Genomic DNA, 18,377 nt, shown 5'->3' on the forward strand with positions numbered 1-18,377 from the left:
GGTGGGTGGCGCAGGGGCGTGAGCCGCATGGATGCGGCGATCGAGCTTACATGGACGTACTTGCAGCGTCCCCTGCGCCACCCACCCGCCCGGCCAAGCGCGGCTTCTGCTTCTGCTTCTGCTTCTGCTTTTGCTTCTGCCTTCAGCGACCAAGCAGCCAGCCACGAGGGGCTGCGCCGTTGGCTGGAACAACCTGTTACCCATACGGGGAATGCCCCCGTCACAGCTCCATGCGATGCTGATCGCCTGATCCCTGCCAGCGAGAACGCCCGCATGACCACCATCATCGCCCCGCGCGTGCACGACATCGGCGGCCTCGAAGTCCGTCGCGCCGTTCCCACCCTGCAGGCCCGCAGCATCGGCTCGTTCGTGTTCGTCGACCAGATGGGCCCGGCACTCATGCACCCCGGCACCGCCATCGACGTGCGCCCCCATCCGCATATCGGCCTGGCCACCGTGACCTACCTGTGGTCGGGTGCGATCGGACACCGCGATACGCTCGGCTCGGACCAGGTGATCCGTCCCGGTGACGTCAACTGGATGACCGCCGGCCGCGGCATCGCTCATTCCGAGCGCACGCCGCAACCGGACCGCGACCATGACAACCCGATCCACGGCATGCAGACCTGGGTGGCGCTGCCGAAGTCGCACGAGGAAATCGAACCGGCGTTCTACCACCACGCGGCGGCCACCCTGCCCGAGCAGCGCCGCAACGGTGCCTGGCTGCGCGTGATCGCCGGCCGCGCCTATGGCGAGGAATCGCCGGTGAAGGTGTTCGCCGACACCCTCAACGTGGCGATCGATCTCGACCCGGATGCGGAGATCGACATCGACGACGGCCATCGCGAACGCGCGTTGTACATCCTCGAGGGCGAGGCGCAGCTGGATGGCGTGGACATCCCCGCACAGCACCTGGTGATTCCGGAAGCCGGCGCACGTGGCCGCCTGCGCGCGAAGACGCCGGTGAAGGCCATGCTGTTCGGCGGCGAGCCGCTGGATGGCCCGCGTCATCTGTGGTGGAACTTCGTATCCAGCTCGAAGGAGCGTATCGAGCAGGCCAAGCACGATTGGGAGGCCGGCCGCTTCGGCACCATTCCGGGCGACGACAAGGAATTCATCCCGCTGCCGCAGTACTGAACATCGCGTGTTGCACACATCCGAGGGTGTATCCCTGCACCCGGCGTTGACGCTACAGTCACCCGCTGATCACTGAAATGTGACATAAATCACACTTTCACCGTCAAAGGAGTGCAACACATGAGCATGGGTAAACGCTTGTCCGCCGAATTCCTCGGCACGTTCTGGCTGGTTCTGGGTGGCTGCGGCAGTGCGGTGCTGGCCGCCAAGTTCGGCGGTGATGGCAATCCGCTGGGTATCGGGTTCCTCGGCGTCGCCCTGGCCTTCGGCCTGACCGTGGTGACCGGCGCCTATGCGTTCGGCCATATCTCCGGCGCGCACTTCAATCCGGCGGTCAGCGTCGGCCTGTGGGCCGGCGGCCGCTTCCCGACCAAGGACCTCGTGCCGTACATCATCGCCCAGGTGGCTGGCGGCCTGCTGGCCGGCTTCATCCTGCTGCAGATCGCCTCCGGGGCCAGCGGCTTCGCCATCGATGGCAGCCAGGCCGGTGCGTTCGCCAGCAATGGTTATGGCGCGCTGTCGCCCGGCGGTTACAGCGTGGCCGCGGCCTTCCTGTGCGAAGTGGTGCTGACCGCCGTGTTCCTGATCGTGATCATGGGCTCCACCCATGGCAAGGCACCGGCTGGCTTCGCGCCGCTGGCGATCGGCCTGTCGCTGACCCTGATCCACCTGATCAGCATCCCGGTCACCAACACCTCGGTGAACCCGGCCCGCTCCACCGCCGTGGCCTTCTTCGCCGGCAGCGGTGCGGTCAGCCAGCTGTGGCTGTTCTGGGTCGCTCCGCTGCTGGGCGGCGCGATCGGCGGCATCATCTACAAGTGGATCGGCAACGACCGCTGAGGCCTGTGCGGACCATTGCGGCCGATCTTCGGCCGCAATGGTTACGCTTGTAACCGCAATTTGTGCGATCGCTCACGTTCCGTTAAGGTTGAGTTGACCGTCCGTGCACATGCCGGCCGGGGTGGCATCCGGGGATGGGATGCCAAGGCTGCCGGTCCATCCGGCGGAGCCAACGACACACCACCTTGGGGGATGCATGAAGTTCGCGCCTGTAGTGTTGTCGAGCCTGCTGTTCGCTGCGGCCCAGGCCGCCGCGCAGGCTCCTACCGAATGTCCTTCATTGCCGGCCAGCAGCGGCCTGCAGTGGCAACAGCAGGCACAGGCCGATTTCCTGGTCTGCCGCGCCAGCACCGGCGATGGCCGCGAGGTATTGAGCCTGATGCTCAGTACGCGCGATCCCAACCTTCCATTGAACCGCTCGCTGCGCCAGGAAAAGGGCAGTTTCGGCGGTGAATCGCTGTACTGGTACCAGCCCGACCTGGGAGGCCAGCAGCCGCCCGGCTATGCCGAGCGCCGCATCAGCGTGGTCAAGCTCGACAAAGGACGTTACGCGCAGATTTCGCTGTATCCGGACAGCGCGCAGGAACTGGGCTCGCTGCAGCAGCTGGCGCAGGGCATGAGCCTGACCCCGTCGGCCGTGGCTGCCGGGAACTGACGATGGCGGGGATGACTGCCTGGCAGCATCCCCGCAGGATCCGACGCGCGGGACGTCCGCCGGGCATGGCCCGGCGGCGTTACCGGCTTCTTTCGCCGGGCCATGCCCGGCGCAATCCCTCAGAACTTGCCTTCCTGGAAATCGACGAAGGCCTGCATCAGTTCCTGCCGCGTGTTCATCACGAACGGGCCATGGCGCATCACCGGTTCGCGCAGCGGACGACCGGCCACGAGGATCAGCCGCGCACCCTCGCTGCCTGCCGACAGATGCAGCTGCTCGCCACCGCCCAGCACCGCCAGTTCCTGTCGGGCGACGTCGCGCGCCGCATCCTGCTCACCCACCGTCACCGCACCTTCGAACACATACGCAAACGCGTTGTGCCCTTCCGGCAAGGCATAGGTCCAGGCGCGATCCGGCGCCAGCGTGATGTCCAGGTACAGCGGATCGGTGGCCGGCTGCACGATCGGGCCCTGCGTGCCATCCACGGTGCCGGCAATGACCTTTACGTCCACGCCCGCTTCCGGATGCACCACCGGAATCCGCTCAGGGGCGAATTCCTGGTACTTCGGATCCGTCATCTTCTCCTTCGCCGGCAGGTTCACCCACAGCTGGAAGCCGCGCATCTGCCCGCTTTCCTGCTCGGGCATTTCCGAATGCACCAGGCCGCGGCCTGCGGTCATCCACTGCACGCTGCCCGGGGTCAGCAGGCCCTCGTTGCCGTGGTTGTCGCGATGCCGCATGCGCCCGTCGAGCATGTAGGTGACGGTCTCGAAACCACGATGCGGATGCTCCGGGAAGCCGGCGATGTAGTCCTCGGCACGGTCCGTGCCGAATTCGTCGAGCAGCAGGAACGGATCCAGGTCCGGCAGCGTGGGGCCACCGATGACGCGGGTCAGGCGCACGCCGGCACCGTCGGAGGTGGGCATGCCACGGATGGTCCGCAGCACGCGGACCGGTTCGGGAAAGCTCATGGCGACTCCTGTTGGATGGATGCCACTGAAGATGGACGCCACACGGCTGCGCGCCAATGGACGGCGCCGCAACCGATTGTTCCATCCCTGATGTTCGCTGCACGTCAGCACAACAAGCGTACGACCAAAGTACTACCGCCGATTCGTCCTGTGCCAATTGACCCTGCCGAGGGCACGCGGGACTCTTTGACTGTCTTTCCGGGAGAGAGCACCTCATGAAAGGGTTTTCCAAAATAGGCTGGGCGGCCCTCGCCCTGCTCGGCGCCTTCTGTCTGGGCACCGTGGCCCTGCGCCGCGGCGAACACATCAATGCGTTGTGGATCGTCGTCGCCGCGGTTTCGCTGTACCTGGTGGCCTACCGCTTCTACAGCCTGTTCATCGCCAACAAGGTGATGCAGCTGGACCCGACCCGGGCCACCCCGGCGGTGATCAACAACGATGGCCTGGACTACGTGCCGACCAACAAGCACGTGCTGTTCGGCCACCATTTCGCCGCCATTGCCGGTGCCGGCCCGCTGGTCGGCCCGGTGCTGGCCGCGCAGATGGGCTACCTGCCCGGCCTGCTGTGGCTGGTGGTGGGCGTGGTGCTGGCCGGCGCGGTGCAGGACTTCATGGTCCTGTTCCTGTCCAGCCGCCGCAACGGTCGTTCGCTGGGTGATCTGGTGCGCGAGGAAATGGGCCAGGTGCCTGGAACGATCGCGTTGTTCGGCGCGTTCCTGATCATGATCATCATCCTGGCAGTGCTGGCGATGGTGGTGGTCAAGGCACTGGCCGAAAGCCCGTGGGGCATGTTCACGGTGATCGCGACGATGCCCATCGCGATCCTGATGGGCGTGTACATGCGCTACATCCGCCCCGGCAAGATCGGCGAGATCTCGGTGGTCGGCCTGATCCTGCTGCTGGCCGCGATCTGGTACGGCGGCAAGGTCGCCGCCGATCCTGTGTGGGGCCCTGCGTTCACCTTCACCGGCACCCAGATCACCTGGATGCTGATCGGCTACGGCTTCGTCGCCTCGGTGCTGCCGGTGTGGCTGCTGCTGGCACCGCGCGACTACCTGTCGACCTTCCTCAAGATCGGCACCATCATCGCGCTGGCCATCGGCATCCTGGTGGTGATGCCGGAACTGAAGATGCCGGCGCTGACCCAGTTCGCCGCCAGCGGTGATGGCCCGGTGTGGAAGGGCGGCATGTTCCCGTTCCTGTTCATCACCATTGCCTGCGGTGCGGTGTCCGGCTTCCACGCGCTGATCTCCTCGGGCACCACGCCGAAGCTGCTGGCCAATGAAGCACACATGCGCTACATCGGCTACGGCGGCATGCTGATGGAATCGTTCGTGGCGGTGATGGCACTGGTCGCGGCCTCGATCATCGATCCGGGCATCTACTTCGCGATGAACAGCCCGGCGGCAGTGATCGGTGCCGATGCTGCATCGGCGGCGCACTACATCACCAACACCTGGGGCTTCACCATCACCCCCGAACAGCTGACCGCGACTGCGGCGGCGATTGGTGAACCGACCATCCTGCATCGCGCAGGGGGCGCACCGACACTGGCGGTGGGCATCGCGCAGATCCTGCACGAAGCGATTCCCAGTGGCAGCGACGCGATGATGGCGTTCTGGTACCACTTCGCGATCCTGTTCGAAGCGTTGTTCATCCTCACTGCAGTCGACGCTGGCACCCGTGCCGGTCGCTTCATGCTGCAGGACCTGCTGGGCAACTTCGTGCCGGCGCTGAAGAAGACCGAGTCGTGGACCGCCAACATCATCGGTACCGCCGGCTGCGTGGCGCTGTGGGGCTACCTGCTCTACACCGGCGTGGTCGATCCGTTCGGTGGCATCCAGACGCTGTGGCCGCTGTTCGGCATCTCCAACCAGATGCTGGCCGGTATCGCGCTGATGCTGGGCACGGTGGTGCTGTTCAAGATGAAGCGTGACCGCTATGCGTGGGTGACGGCGGTGCCAGCGATCTGGCTGCTGATCTGCACCACCTACGCCGGCTTCATCAAGATCTTCGACAGCAACCCGGCACAGGGCTTCCTGGCGCAGGCACACAAGTTCCAGGCCGCCCTCGCCAGCGACACCATCACCGCACCGGCCAAGTCGGTGGCGCAGATGAAGCAGATCGTGGTCAACGCTTACGTCAACACCGGCCTGACCGCGCTGTTCCTGATGGTGGTGGGCGCAGTGCTGGTGTATTCAATCAAGACCATCCTGGCGGCACGCCGCAACCCGCAGCGCAGCGACCGCGAGACCCCGTACGTGGCGCTGAAGCCGCATGAAATGGTGGACCTGTGATGAGCACGCAACTGGTTCCCGCCGGCCAGTACCAGGCGCACCGCCGCATCTGGCGGCGCCTGGTGCAGACCGCACGGCTGTGCTGTGGCATTCCTGATTACGACAACTACGTCCGGCACATGCTGGAGAAGCATCCGGACCAGGAGCCGATGGACTACAAGACGTTCTTCCGCGAGCGCCAGGAAGCGCGCTACGGCGGACGCAACGGCGGTCGCTGCTGTTGAGGTTCTGGGTGGGTGCCGGGCTTGCAGCCCGGCGCCCGCAGAGGCCGGAGCAACTGCAACTGCGGGAGCGTCTGCTCTGGCTTTCTGTGGGTTTGGCGGGGCGGTGTGGGCTTGCAGGACACGCCGTAAACCCCCAGGCCGGCCCAGCCACTGGCGGCTGTGCGTTCGGGCGCTTGCGAAGCAGTGCTTCGCAAGCAAAGCGCCCTCACCCATGGGGGCTCGATGGCGCCATCCATGCCGCCAACGGTCCTGCAAGCCCACACCGCCCCACCTTCGACAGATTGCCGGTGACGGCGACACACATGCGGGGTCAGATCCATTTTCCGAAGGAAAACGGATCTGACCCCATTCTGTTTATCGATATCTGACAGAAAAATCGTGTCGACCAAGGTCGACACCTATCCAAAGCCACGCGTGCCAGCAGTCGCCGTTACCCACAGCCGCGTGAACCTGTCGAAGGCGGGGTGGGTCCGGTTGCGGGGGCGTGAGCGCCATGGATGGCGCGACCGAGCCTACATGGACGTATTTACGGCGTCCCCCGCAGCCGGACCCACCCCGCCATCCCACGGAATGCCCGCTGTAGCCGTTGCTGTTGCCGTTGCACTGAGCGGGTGCAGGGCTGCAAGCCCTGCTGGCCTACTCCACCAGTGTGATCGGCGTCAGCGTGACCCTGGCGTTGTTCGCCGCGCCCATGCGATCGGTGTACGCCTGGCCACGCTGTACCAGGTAGAAGCTGTCCACGTAATCGATGTCGTTGGAGAACCACGACGTTGGCATCGCCTTCAGAATCGCACCTGCGATATCGGCGATCACCGAATACTCCGGCGCAAACGCGCCCAGTGCCGCCTTCACACCGTTGCTCAGCGCCACCAACAGGTCCTGGTAGTTGGTGTCGCCGTCATCCTCGAACAGCTGGACATTGGCCGCGTTGAAGCGGTAGTTGCCCCACAGGATCAGCGCCTGCCGGGGGGTGTAGTCGGTCTTGTCATAGTCCAGGTAGGGCATGTCGACCGTAGCCATTTCCGGCTCGGCCTTGCCGACCTGCAGCCCGGACACCACTGCGAACACCTCGGCCGCGCCCAATGCCCACGGCTCCTGGTCATCGGCCAGGCGGATGCGGTCGAGACGGGTGATATCCAGCGACGCGCGCGCGCCATCGGCCGACAGCTGGATGCGCTCGGGTGACTGCAGGCCCCGTGCGCGCAACCCGGCGTTGACCAGCGCCATGCCCTCCTGCACCGAACGGCGGGTATCGATATCGACGATCAGCACCGGAAATGACGGCGCACGCTTCGCATCCAGCACATGCGCGCGGCCCTGCGCGTCGTAGGCGGTCAAGGTGGTCCAGTCCCGGTCATTGCCGCGCGGCAGGCTGGCCACCCACAGCTGTTGCGGAGCGGTGTCCGCCAGCGACTGGCCCTCAGGAACATAGGCGCGCAGCTGCAGCAGGCCCTCACCCTGCTCCGACAATCCCTTGGCCTGGCGCAACCGTTGATCGTTGCTGGCCAAGGCGGCACTGGCCCGGGTACGAACATCCGGGTCAAAGCGCTCCATCACCGCATCCAGGGCCACGGCATGCTCGGGCGATGCCACCAGCGTGCCGCGCACGATCTCGGCAAAGCCCGGTTGCGTGATCAGCGAAGCCACCTCGCGCGCGCTCGCCTCGGTCACGGCCTGAACCTGGGCGCCACGCGCAGTTGCAGCACCTTGTGCAGTTGCCCCCGCACTGGCCAGCAGCAGCGCCAGTACTGCAACCCCGCGAATCATCTGTCGTTGCGTCATTCCAGCCCCCGGCAACGTCGCTGCGGATGAGCGACAGGTGCTGCCTACGCTACGACGCTGACACCATGCGTGCCGGTATGTACTGCACAGTTCCACCTGCGGCCGGCAAAAAAAGAGCCGAGCATGGGCTCGGCTCCATACGGGAATGCGATCCCACGGAGGCCCGGACTCAGCCGTTGGCCATCCACTTCAGGATCAAGCCAGTGACATAGGCCAGCCCGGTGCCGGTGGCATAGCCCACCGTGCCGAGCAGCACGCCCACCGGCGCCAGCGTCGGGTGGAACGCCGCCGCCACCACCGGTGCCGACGCCGCCGCACCGATGTTGCCCTGCGAACCGATGGCAAAGAAGAACAACGGCGCGCGCAGCAGCTTGGCCACCACCCACAGCACCAGCACGTGCGTGGCCATCCAGATCGCGCCGAGCAGGAACAGCCACGGCCGATCCAGCAGCGACAGCAGGTTCATCTGCATGCCGATGCAGGCGATCAGGAAGTACAGGAACACTGTGCCCAGCCGCGACGCACCGGCCGCTTCCAGCCGCCGCGCGCGGGTGAAGCTCAGGCCCAGGCCCATCGCGGTGGACAGCAGGATCACCCACACGAACTGGCTGTCCAGGCTGAACTGACTGGCCCAGCTGACGTTGGCCTTGAACCAGCCGGACAGCGGCGCAGCGATGGCGTGGGCCAGGCCGACACCGCCCAGTGCCACGCCGACGATCACCATCAGGTCGGTCATGCTCGGAATGCGTGCGTTCTGCGCCTCGTAGGCACTGATGCGCGCCTTCATCTCGTCGATGGCACGGGTATCGGCACCGTTGCGGGTGTCGATCTGCTGTGCGCGGTTGGCCAGGAACAACAGGATGGCCATCCAGAGGCTGGCGCAGGCCACGTCGACCACCGCGAACTGGCCGAAGGTGGTGGCATCGGTGCCGAACACCTCGCGCATGGCGACCATGTTGGCGCCGCCACCGATCCAGCTGCCTGCCAATGCGGCCATGCCGGCCCAGGTATCACCGGCCACGGTTTCCGGGTGGATCAGCTTCATCAGCTGGAACGAGACGATGGCGCCGAGCATGATGCCGGCGGTACCGGCGCAGAACACGAGCAGCAGCTTCGGCCCGAGCTTGATGACCCCTTTCAGGTCGATCGACAGGGTCAGCAGCACCAGCGCGGCCGGCAGCAGCACGTCGCGTGCAACCGGGTTGTACAGCGAGGTGTTGTGGCCATCGATGACACCGGCGGTGTTGTAGATGGCGGGGATGAAGTAGCACAGCAGCAGCGCCGGCACCCAGGCGAAGATCTTCTTCAGCAGAGGGGTCGGGCCACTGGCAGCCCAGAAGATCAGGGCCAGGGTGGCGGCAATCAGGCCCAGGCCAACGATGTCGTTGCTGATCAGGGCAGTAGCGGGTTCGGTCGGCATGGGATCCTCTGTCGATCGAAAGAGCGGGAAAAAAAAGCGCCGCATAAAGCGGCGCATCCGCAGATTAACATTGTCTTCACGCCGGGTCATGCTGCAGTGCCGGCTGCCCTTTGCCGGAACCTCTCCCATGCAGCTCGGCGCCTTCTCCGTCAGCCTCTCGGTCCGGGACCTGTCGGCCTCCCGCACCTTCTACGAAGCACTGGGCTTCTCGGTGACCGGCGGCGAGCCGGCGCAGAACTGGCTGGTGATGCGCAACAACGGCATTGTCATCGGCCTGTTCCAGGGCATGTTCGAAGGCAACCTGCTCACCTTCAACCCGGGCTGGGACCAGCACAAGCAGGAACTGCCCCACTTCCAGGACGTGCGCGAGCTGCAGGCGGAGCTGGATGCGAAGGGCATCGAACTGGCGGTGCGCACCGACCCTGATGGGCAGGGCACCGGCTATCTGCAGCTGGCCGATCCTGATGGCAATGTGATCCTGATCGACCAGCACGTGGCGCGGCCAAACGGGCGTTGATGCGGACAGCCATTGCGTGGGTAGGCGTCGACCTTGGTCGATGGACGGCATGCCAACCGAGGTTGGCATCCCGCAGGACGGCCGGTTCAGGCCGGACGTGAGGCGCTGAAATCGAGCGTGGCGCGCGTTCCGCGCGGGTCACAGGGATGCAGCTGCAGGGTCCAGCCCAGGTGTTCACACAGTCGTGCGATCAGATCCAGGCCGATGCCGCCGCCACGGTCCGCGCGTTCACCACGGGCCATGCGCGCGTGGATCGCCGCAATCTCCTCCGGGCTCATGCCATGCCCCGGATCCTGCAGGGTCAACACCGCCGACGAACTCAGCCGCAGTTCGATATGGCCGCGCCCACTGTTCTCGATGGCATTGCGCAGCAGGTTGCCGATCGCCGCCTGCACAACGGCCAGCGGCGCGACGATGTCCACCGGCGCAGCCTGGATGCCGATGCTCAGGTCCTTGTCGCCGAGCAGGTGACGATGGTCGTCAACGATTTCCGGCAACAGCTGGTCCAGCGCGATGCGCTCGGCGCGCGCGGCCAGGCGCGCCGGATCACGGGCCAGCACCAGCAACAGTTCGATCAGCTGCTCCACGCTCTGCGCGGTGCGCAGCACGCGCTGCATCTGCTGACGTGCACGCTCGGGCAGCCCCGGCTGCTCCAGCGCCAGCTCGGCAGCGCCGGTCATCACCGCGATCGGCGTGCGCAGTTCATGGCTGGCGGTGCTGATGAAGACCCGCTCGCGTTCGACGAACTGCTCGTTGCGGTCCAGATAGTCGTTCAGCGCATCGGCGATGGTGTGCAGCTCCGAGCTGCCACGCGGATCGACCTCGATGCGCTGGCCCTGAACGCCCGGCCGCAGCGCGGCGATGTGCTGCGCCAGCAGGCTCAACGGACGCACCATGCGCTCCATACCGAACGACGCCATCAGCACGGTGACGAAGATCATGATCACCCCGGCCAGCATCACCCAGCGCGTGGCGAACTGTTCCAGGTCATGGAAGTCGGAGATGTCCAGAACCAGCGCGACCCGGCCCATCGACTCGGTTTCGCGCACCATCACCGCCGTCTCACGCCCCTTGACCATCACGCCGTCATGCAGCCCCGGATGCAATGTGCGCAGGCCCTGGGGCAGGTTGACCGCATCGAAGCGGTACAGGCTGAGCGTGTCCGAATCCTGCCAGCGGTAATGCGGCTCGTGCTCGACGTGCTCGACGATGCTGTCCAGTTCGGAATTGAGCAGTGCGCGCCAGGCGGCATGCTCGGCATGTTCATGCACATAGTTGCCGACGCTGAACACCGCGATCGACAGCAGCGCCAGATAGCCCAGCAACCACCACACCACGCGCCGGTACAGCGGCCCCGGCTTACGCGCCTTCATCGCCATCCTTGCTCGCATCGCTGGCGGTGGTCACCGCCAGCCGGTAGCCCACCCGCGGCAGGGTATGGATCAGTTTCTCGGCGAACGGACCATCGACGCTGCGGCGCAGTTCGTAGACATGGGAACGCAGCAGATCGCCATCCGGCGGTTCGTCGCCCCACAGGGCGAATTCCAGCTGCTGGCGGGTGACCGCGCCCGGACTGGCGCGCATCAACACCTCCAGCAGCTTGCGGCAGGCCGGGTACAGGTGCAGCACCTGGTTGCCGCGCTGGGCTTCCAAGGTGGCCAGATCCAGCACCAGGTCGCCCACCTGCAGGCGCTTGCGGGGGTTGCGGCCCTGCGCCCGCAGCAGCAGCGCTTCCAGCCGCACCTCCAGCTCCGGCAGCGCGAACGGCTTGGTCAGGTAGTCGTCGGCGCCGGCACGGAAGCCGGCAATCTTGTCCGGCAGCTCGTCACGCGCGGTCAGCATGATCACCGGCACTTCCGATGCATGTTCGGCGCGCAGCCGGCGCAGCACCTCCGGGCCCTCCATGCGCGGCAGCATCCAGTCCAGGATGACCGCGTCATACGGATGGCTTCCGGCCAGGTGCAGTCCGGTGATGCCATCGGGCGCCACGTCGAGCACATGCCCGCGCGACTCGAAATAGTCGAACAGGTTCGCCACCAGCTGGCGGTTGTCCTCGATCACCAACAGACGCATGCACGAAACATCCACGGAAGTTCGTACCATGGTAGCGCCGCACATGTCGGAATGCGGTCGCCCCGGCGCCGCTCTGACGCTTTTCCCACCCCCGCCACCTCAGAATGGCCGTTTTGCTCCCGGAGCCTGCCGTGCCCGTAGCCCTGCCCCGCCGTTGGCACCTGCCCCTGTTGTGGTTGCTGATCATTGCTGCGCTGGCAGCGGGGATCGGCCTTCGGCAACCGCAGCCGCCGGACGAGCCGCGCTTCGTGCTGGCGGCGAGGACCATGGTCGAGAGCGGGCAATGGCTGCTGCCGCACCGTGGCGTGGAGCTGTATGCGGAGAAGCCGCCGGTCTTCATGTGGCTGCAGGCCGCCGCCTACGAGATCGTCGGCAGCTGGCAGTGGTCGTTCCTGCTGCCGTCGTTGCTGGGCGCCCTGCTCAGCCTGTGGCTGGTGTCGGACCTGGCACGGCGGCTGTGGTCGCCACGGCATTCCATCTACGCCCTGGCGGCGCTGTTCTGCACCCTGCAGTTCGGGCTGATGGCCAAGCGCGCGCAGATCGACATGGTGCTGGTTGGCATGACCACCGTGGCCCTGTGGGGCCTGATGCGCCACCTGTGCGAACGCCGCAATCTGCCCGCCCTGTGGCTGGCCGGCTTTGCCGCCGGCGTGGGTACCGTGACCAAGGGCGTGGGCTTCCTGCCGCTGCTGATGGTGCTGCCCTGGTTTGGCTGGTGGCTGTACCAGCGTCGCCGGGGGTACACGGTGGAAGGCCCGCATCCGGCCACCCTGCTGTGGCTGATCCCGGCCTTCCTGCTGGGGGTAGGGGTGTGGCTGGCGCCGCTGGGCTGGGCCCTGCTGCACACGCCCACGGCCGAACTGCAGGCCTACGCGCATGAGCTGTTGTTCAAGCAGACCGGTACCCGTTACGCCAATGCCTGGCACCACCGGCAGCCCGCCTGGTACTACCTGCAGGTGATCCTGACCCTGTGGCTGCCGGGCAGCCTGCTGCTGCCGATGCTGTTCAAGCCCTGGTGGCGCCGTATCCGCCGAGGCGACCGCCGCCAGTGGCTGCTGCTGGGCTGGGCCGTGCTGGTGCTGGTGTTCTTCAGCGCCAGCCCAGGCAAGCGTGAGGTGTACCTGCTGCCGATGCTGCCGGCCATGGCGCTGGCCGTGGCACCGCTGCTGCCCGGCCTGTTGCGCCGCCTGTGCGTGCGCCGCTATCTGTTCGGCTACAGCGTGGTGCTGATGCTGGCCACCGGCACGCTGGGCGTGATGCTGATGACCGAACACCCGTGGGCGGTGGCCCAGCTGGAACGCCGGGCGATGCCCGACACCCTGCTGCCCGTGCTGGGGGATGGCCTGCTCACCTTTGCCATTGCCCTGGCCACGCTGATCGTGTGGCTGCGGGTACGCCGCGCGGCGACGCTGGTGCTGCTGACCCACGGCATGCTGTGGATGCTCTACGGCCTGGTGCTGATCCCGGCGCTGGACCCCTACGCCTCGGCGTCGGCGCTGATGCGCCGGGTCGGCGCGCGGATCGGACCAGACGCCGAACTGGCGCTGGTGGCCTGGCGCGAACAGAACCTGCTGCAGGCCGACCGCCCGGTACGCGAGTTCGGCTTCAAGCGCCCCTGGGCCGAGCAATGGCATGACGCCGGCCCGTGGCTGGCCGAGGCGCCAGACAAGCGCTGGCTGCTGGTGCTGGACGACGCGATGAGCCCCTGCGTGGATCCGGCCAAGGTGATCGACATCGGTGTTGCCAACAGGAACCGTTGGCAACTGCTTCCCGGTACCGCTTGGAACCCGGAATGCCACGCCGAGCGGACAGGATCGACCGCCGAAGAAGACTGAACGTTGACACGTGCAGGACGAACATTAACCCGGCACGAACGAGCGTCCGACCCTTCTCCGACATCCAGGTGACGAGCATGACCGCGGATTCCCGAACCGCCCCTTCCCAGCATGCCCGTCCGTCCACTTGATTCGGTAGCGCCGCTTGCGACATCGCCACTGGCGTCTCGATTTGCCGTAATTCACCTCTGGCTGCCTGTCGCAATCGGTCTGCCCTTGTTTACGCTGCTGATGGGCTTCGGCGGCGATCAATGGGTGGCCGATCATCTGTTCCGCCTTGAAGGCGGCCATTGGGCGTTGCAGGACGCCTGGATCACCCGCAGCGTCGTGCACAAGGCCGGCAAATGGCTGAGCACGGCAGCGGCGCTGGTCGTGATCCTGCTGTGCTTCCACCACTGGCGCAAAGGACGTGATCGCACCCTGCAATGGGCGCTGCTTTATGTCGTGATTGCCATGGCTCTGGGCACCGGCGTGATCTCCCTGCTGAAGTCGCTGGTACCGATGGAATGCCCGTGGGACCTGCTCCGCTACGGCGGCCACCAGCCTTTCATCGGGCTTTTCACGGCGCGCCCCGCAGGCATGGCCGCGCAGGCCTGCTTCCCGGCGGGGCATGCCAGCGCAGGCTACGCGTGGCTCTGCCTGTATTTCTTCGCGTTGCTGTGGCGCCCCTCCTGGCGCTGGGCCGGGCTGTGGATCGGCCTCGGCACCGGCCTGGTATTCGGCATCAGCCAGCAGCTGCGGGGCGCCCATTTCCTTTCGCATGACGTTGCCACTGCGTTGATATGTTGGCTGCTTTCGCTGGGCCTGTATGTTCTGATCCGCCGTCAGCTGGACCGTCCCAACCGCCAGGAGGCAAACGCATGAGTGCATCGGTCCAACGCCCCGCCCGCCTCCCCGCCCTTGCGGGTCTTCGCCACTGGCGGCCGCAGCTTTCCACCGAAGCACTGATCGCGCTGACCAGCCTGTTCTTCGCGGTGGCCGGCAACGGCCTGTTCTGGCACAGCGCAATGGCCAGCCATCCGGGCAGCCTGCGCTACGGGCTTTCGCTGCTGCTGTTGCTGCTGGGTGCACACGGCGTACTGCTGGGCATCCTGGTCTGGCGCTGGAATGCCAAGGTGGTGATCAGCCTGTTGCTGCTGGTGACAGCGTTCGCTGCGCACTACATGAGCCGCTACCACATCTACCTGGATGCGGACATGCTGCGCAACGTACTGGCGACCGACCCCAAGGAAAGCCGCGAGTTGATGACCGTGTCGCTGCTGTGGCCGGTGCTGTTGCTGGCAGTGCTGCCGATGGTGGTGCTGTGGCGTGTGCAGCTGCGCCGGCGCAGCTGGGGCCGCAGCCTGCTCTGGCGCGTCGGCTTCCTGGTGGTGGCGGCAGTGACCGCCGTGGGCGGTGCGTTGATCTCGTTCCAGGATGTCTCGGCACTGATGCGCAACCAGCGCGAAGTGCGTTACCTCGCCACCCCGGCCAACGTGCTGCTGGGCCTGCCGCGTGCACTGCGTGGCGACAACCCGGTGCAGCGCGCGCCGAAGCTGCCGATCGGCACCGATGCCAAGGCTACGCCGCGCGGTGCGGCCAGCAAGCCTCGCCTGCTGGTGATCGTCATGGGCGAGACCGTGCGCGCGCAGAACTGGGGCCTCAACGGTGGCCGCAACACCACCCCGGAACTTGCCCAGGCGCCGGTGATCAACTTCCCCGACATGCACTCCTGCGGCACCAGCACCGAAGTGTCGCTGCCGTGCCTGTTCTCGCCGTGGGGGCGCCACGACTACGACGAAAAGAAAATACGCGCGCACCAGTCGCTGCTGCACGTACTGAACCGTGCAGGCATCGCACCGCTGTGGCGTGACAACCAGTCCGGCTGCAAGGGTGTGTGCGAAGGCCTGGAGTTCCAGTCGCTGTCCGATGCGACCACACCGGGGCTGTGTGCCGATGGCCGCTGCATGGACGAGATCCTGCTGCAGGACCTGGCCACCCAGGTGCGGGCCAAACCCGGCGACCGGGTGGTGGTGCTGCATCAGCTTGGCAACCACGGCCCCGCGTATTTCGAGCGCTACCCGGCCGCCTTCGCCCGCTTCAAGCCAACCTGCGACACCCGTGACATCGGCCGCTGCTCGCGCGAAGAGATCACCAACAGCTACGACAATGCCGTGCTGTACACCGATCATTTCCTGAGCAAGACCATCGGCACGCTGCAGGGCATGGAGGATTACGACACGGCGATGATCTACCTGTCCGACCATGGCGAATCGCTGGGCGAGAAGGGCCTGTTCCTGCACGGCGTGCCGTATGCGATCGCCCCGGCCGAGCAGACCCGCGTTCCGATGACGATGTGGTTCTCGCCGGGCTTCGCCAGCAGCCGCGGGCTGGACCTGCAGTGCGTGCGCAAGCGGTCGGCGGCCTATACCGACCATGACAATTTGTTCCCGTCGGTGCTGGGCCTGATGCAGGTGAAGACCTCGCTGTACGAGCGCGACCGCGACCTGTTCGCCAACTGCGAGAGTTGAGGCTTGTTTGGCAGGGCTTGCAGCCCTGCACCTGCAGAGGCAACGGCCGACGCAACGACAACAGCAACAGCGTGCATTCCGTGGGATGGCGGGGGGGGGCCGGTGGCAGGGGACGCCGTAAATACGTCCTTGTAGGCCCGGGCGCGCCATCCGTGGCGCTTACGCACCTGCGCAACCCACCCGCCCGGCCACGGAGAGTTTCCGAGCGCGTCCGCCCCGGGATGGAACAACAGAACAAAGGCAAGAGCGGGTCGCTTCACTCCGAGACCCTGCAACGGATCAGCGCGCGGCTGTTGGGTCCGCCTTCAAGCGAGCCGAGCACCGCAGGTCCGGCGAGGGCGAAGAGGTGCCTGCGATTCTCTAGCGCCGAGCCATGCTCGGCTGCTCTCCGCACCGTCCCTCGACGGGCACAGGAGCACAGGGGACCGGTGCGCAGCACCGGCTCGCGGCCGGCGGCGCGTTTCCTTTGGTTGCTTTTCTTTTCGCGCGAAAGGAAAAGTAACGCCCGTGAACCCTCACGATCGCATTGTCATGGATCGAAGCAAAGGCCCTGCTACCGTTACCGCCTCAACGCATTGATCGCCAGCAACACCCATCCGGCCATCATGCTGGTGCCACCGATCGGTGCCATCCGCGTCGGCCACTGCCACAGCGCGCCACCCACCAGGCTGCCGGAGAACAGCAGCACGCCCAGCAGCAGCACGTACAGCGCCAGATGCGCGATCGCGCCCTGCGCGCGCGGCCCGAGCGCCACCAGCACCGCACCATGTGCGAACGCGTACAGCGCCGCCATGTTCAGATGCTGCTGCGCCAGCGGGTCGGCCACACCGTGCGATGCGTAGGCGGACAGGCCGATCGAGGCGGCCGCCAGCAGCGCGCCGAGACAGGCCAGCAGGGAAGGCTTACGTGCGCGACGTTCCAGGTTGAACATGAGGGCTCCTTGCGCAGCGCCCCTTGCCGGGCGCCAGATGAAAAAAAACGCGCCGCAGTGAGCGGCGCGTTTTCGTGTCCAACATTACATGGGTCAGCCGAGGCTTACTTGACGGCCCAGTAGATGTCGTAGGTACCTTCCGGGGTGAACGACTTGTCGATGCCGTCCTTCCAGGATTCATACGGACGGTCGATCACTTCGTTGCCCGCCGTCACAGCCCAGGCGCGCAGGCCGTTGCGGGCCACGTCCAGACCCGCCATGTGGCCGGTGTAGGCCGCATGTGCCGAGCGGTGCGGAGCGACGTGCACGTACTTGACCGGAGCGCCACCGTCGATCTTGACGGTCAGGGCTTCAGCAGCAGCGCCTTCGGCACCCTTCTTCTTCACCGGCTGGGCGATGTCGAAGGCGTACTTCTCCTGACCGAAGTCGGTGGTGATGATGCGGAACGGACCGGCGGCTTCAAGGCCATTGGCCTCCATCACGCGCTTGATCCATTCCTGGTTGTCCTTGATGGACTTGGTGATCGTGTCCTGACCGCGATCCACGTTACCGGCGTTGACGACCAGCAGGTCCTCGGCCGGCACATCGACGATGGCCAGATCGGTCAGCGGCGCTTCCGGGGTGCGGTAGTCGACGTTCGGCACGCTGGCGAGCATGTTGGCCATGCGCGACAGACCCATCTTGATGTCGTCGCCGATCTGGCGGCTGACATACAGGCCGGCGTAACGGCCGAACAGGTCGAAGCCGTACTTCACCGAGTAGTCCTGGGTGATCTTGACGTTACGGCCGCCCTTGCCGGTCGGCTCCAGGGTGAAGGTGGTGACCTTGTCGTGACCCTTGGTGCCGTCTTCGATGGCGATCGCAACGCGCTTGTTCTCTTCGGCGTCGGTGATCTTCCAGGAACCGGTGCCCAGATCCTTGGAGGTGAAGTCGAGGGTGGCGCCCTTGCCGGAGGCCGGGCCGGACAGCTTCAGTTCAACGGCGGGATCGCGCAGTACCAGCGGGTTCCAGTCCTTGAAGCGGCGCAGGCTGCTGACCGTGTCGTACACGATCGTCATCTTGCGGTTGGTCTCGATGCTTTCGGTGATGTGACGCTCGCCCGGCAGACATACGCCAATGATGACGAACAGGCCAGCCACGATCCCCAAGGCGATCAGGAACTCGATAATACGGGTCATTCAGAGA

16 protein-coding genes are annotated in these 18,377 nt (G+C 66.0%); 9 read left to right on the forward strand and 7 right to left on the reverse strand.

Annotated elements, in window-relative coordinates; genetic code table 11:
- Window positions 1-273: 273 nt before the first annotated feature.
- From V3B41_RS06025 to V3B41_RS06035, 3 genes are all read left to right on the forward strand, one after another.
- Window positions 274-1,137: a pirin family protein gene (locus V3B41_RS06025; protein WP_049427674.1), complete on the forward strand. Its 864-nt coding sequence runs from the start codon at window positions 274-276 to the stop codon at window positions 1,135-1,137.
- 120 nt (window positions 1,138-1,257) lie between these two features.
- A complete protein-coding gene (gene aqpZ / locus V3B41_RS06030) occupies window positions 1,258-1,977 on the forward strand; it encodes an aquaporin Z (protein ID WP_006462519.1) in 720 nt (239 codons plus the stop codon).
- Window positions 1,978-2,173: 196 nt separating this feature from the next.
- On the forward strand, window positions 2,174-2,632 hold the full coding sequence (locus tag V3B41_RS06035) for a hypothetical protein (protein WP_049427671.1): 459 nt from the start codon (window positions 2,174-2,176) through the stop codon (window positions 2,630-2,632).
- Between the two features lie 119 nt (window positions 2,633-2,751).
- On the opposite strand, the gene V3B41_RS06040 is transcribed toward V3B41_RS06035, so the two are convergent.
- On the reverse strand, window positions 2,752-3,603 hold the full coding sequence (locus tag V3B41_RS06040; protein ID WP_329860453.1) for a pirin family protein: 852 nt from the start codon (window positions 3,601-3,603) through the stop codon (window positions 2,752-2,754).
- A gap of 215 nt (window positions 3,604-3,818) precedes the next feature.
- Here V3B41_RS06040 and V3B41_RS06045 point away from each other — a divergent pair, with 215 nt between their 5' ends.
- Together V3B41_RS06045 and V3B41_RS06050 are read left to right on the forward strand one after the other, a co-directional pair.
- Window positions 3,819-5,900: a carbon starvation CstA family protein gene (locus V3B41_RS06045; protein ID WP_197632960.1), complete on the forward strand. Its 2,082-nt coding sequence runs from the start codon at window positions 3,819-3,821 to the stop codon at window positions 5,898-5,900.
- A complete protein-coding gene (locus tag V3B41_RS06050) occupies window positions 5,900-6,124 on the forward strand; it encodes a CstA-like transporter-associated (seleno)protein (protein ID WP_005410613.1) in 225 nt (74 codons plus the stop codon). The genes V3B41_RS06045 and V3B41_RS06050 overlap by 1 nt, the downstream gene beginning before the upstream one ends.
- Before the next feature lie 636 nt (window positions 6,125-6,760).
- Here V3B41_RS06050 and V3B41_RS06055 read toward each other — a convergent pair.
- Window positions 6,761-7,891, reverse strand: coding sequence for a DUF3103 family protein (locus V3B41_RS06055; RefSeq protein ID WP_197632962.1), 1,131 nt, complete (start codon window positions 7,889-7,891; stop codon window positions 6,761-6,763).
- A 184-nt stretch (window positions 7,892-8,075) separates the two neighbouring features.
- Window positions 8,076-9,326: a DUF819 family protein gene (locus tag V3B41_RS06060; protein ID WP_049429970.1), complete on the reverse strand. Its 1,251-nt coding sequence runs from the start codon at window positions 9,324-9,326 to the stop codon at window positions 8,076-8,078.
- A gap of 127 nt (window positions 9,327-9,453) precedes the next feature.
- Here V3B41_RS06060 and V3B41_RS06065 point away from each other — a divergent pair, with 127 nt between their 5' ends.
- Complete coding sequence (locus tag V3B41_RS06065; RefSeq protein ID WP_197632989.1) at window positions 9,454-9,843, forward strand: VOC family protein; 390 nt, start codon at window positions 9,454-9,456, stop codon at window positions 9,841-9,843.
- 86 nt (window positions 9,844-9,929) lie between these two features.
- Here V3B41_RS06065 and V3B41_RS06070 read toward each other — a convergent pair whose 3' ends face one another.
- A complete protein-coding gene (locus tag V3B41_RS06070; RefSeq protein WP_049429972.1) occupies window positions 9,930-11,216 on the reverse strand; it encodes a HAMP domain-containing sensor histidine kinase in 1,287 nt (428 codons plus the stop codon).
- Window positions 11,203-11,916, reverse strand: a complete 714-nt coding sequence (locus tag V3B41_RS06075) for a response regulator transcription factor (RefSeq protein WP_329860458.1) — start codon at window positions 11,914-11,916, stop codon at window positions 11,203-11,205. The genes V3B41_RS06070 and V3B41_RS06075 overlap by 14 nt, the downstream gene beginning before the upstream one ends.
- 131 nt (window positions 11,917-12,047) lie before the next feature.
- Here V3B41_RS06075 and V3B41_RS06080 point away from each other — a divergent pair, with 131 nt between their 5' ends.
- The 3 genes from V3B41_RS06080 (at window position 12,048) to V3B41_RS06090 (ending at window position 16,261) form a co-directional block, all read left to right on the forward strand.
- Window positions 12,048-13,751 carry a glycosyltransferase family 39 protein gene (locus V3B41_RS06080; protein ID WP_329860460.1) on the forward strand — a complete coding sequence of 568 codons (1,704 nt, stop codon included), beginning with the start codon at window positions 12,048-12,050 and terminating at the stop codon, window positions 13,749-13,751.
- A gap of 111 nt (window positions 13,752-13,862) precedes the next feature.
- Complete coding sequence (locus tag V3B41_RS06085; RefSeq protein WP_049429975.1) at window positions 13,863-14,615, forward strand: phosphatase PAP2 family protein; 753 nt, start codon at window positions 13,863-13,865, stop codon at window positions 14,613-14,615.
- Window positions 14,612-16,261 carry a phosphoethanolamine--lipid A transferase gene (locus V3B41_RS06090; protein ID WP_197632966.1) on the forward strand — a complete coding sequence of 550 codons (1,650 nt, stop codon included), beginning with the start codon at window positions 14,612-14,614 and terminating at the stop codon, window positions 16,259-16,261. The genes V3B41_RS06085 and V3B41_RS06090 overlap by 4 nt, the downstream gene beginning before the upstream one ends.
- A 559-nt stretch (window positions 16,262-16,820) precedes the next feature.
- Here the strand turns inward: V3B41_RS06090 and V3B41_RS06095 are convergent.
- Together V3B41_RS06095 and V3B41_RS06100 are read right to left on the reverse strand one after the other, a co-directional pair.
- Window positions 16,821-17,192: a DUF423 domain-containing protein gene (locus V3B41_RS06095; protein ID WP_019659313.1), complete on the reverse strand. Its 372-nt coding sequence runs from the start codon at window positions 17,190-17,192 to the stop codon at window positions 16,821-16,823.
- A 104-nt stretch (window positions 17,193-17,296) separates the two neighbouring features.
- A complete protein-coding gene (locus V3B41_RS06100; protein WP_049429977.1) occupies window positions 17,297-18,370 on the reverse strand; it encodes an SRPBCC family protein in 1,074 nt (357 codons plus the stop codon).
- Window positions 18,371-18,377: the final 7 nt, after the last annotated feature.

It is taken from the genome of Stenotrophomonas sp. SMYL89, from assembly GCF_036319985.1.
GTDB lineage: Bacteria > Pseudomonadota > Gammaproteobacteria > Xanthomonadales > Xanthomonadaceae > Stenotrophomonas > Stenotrophomonas maltophilia_Q.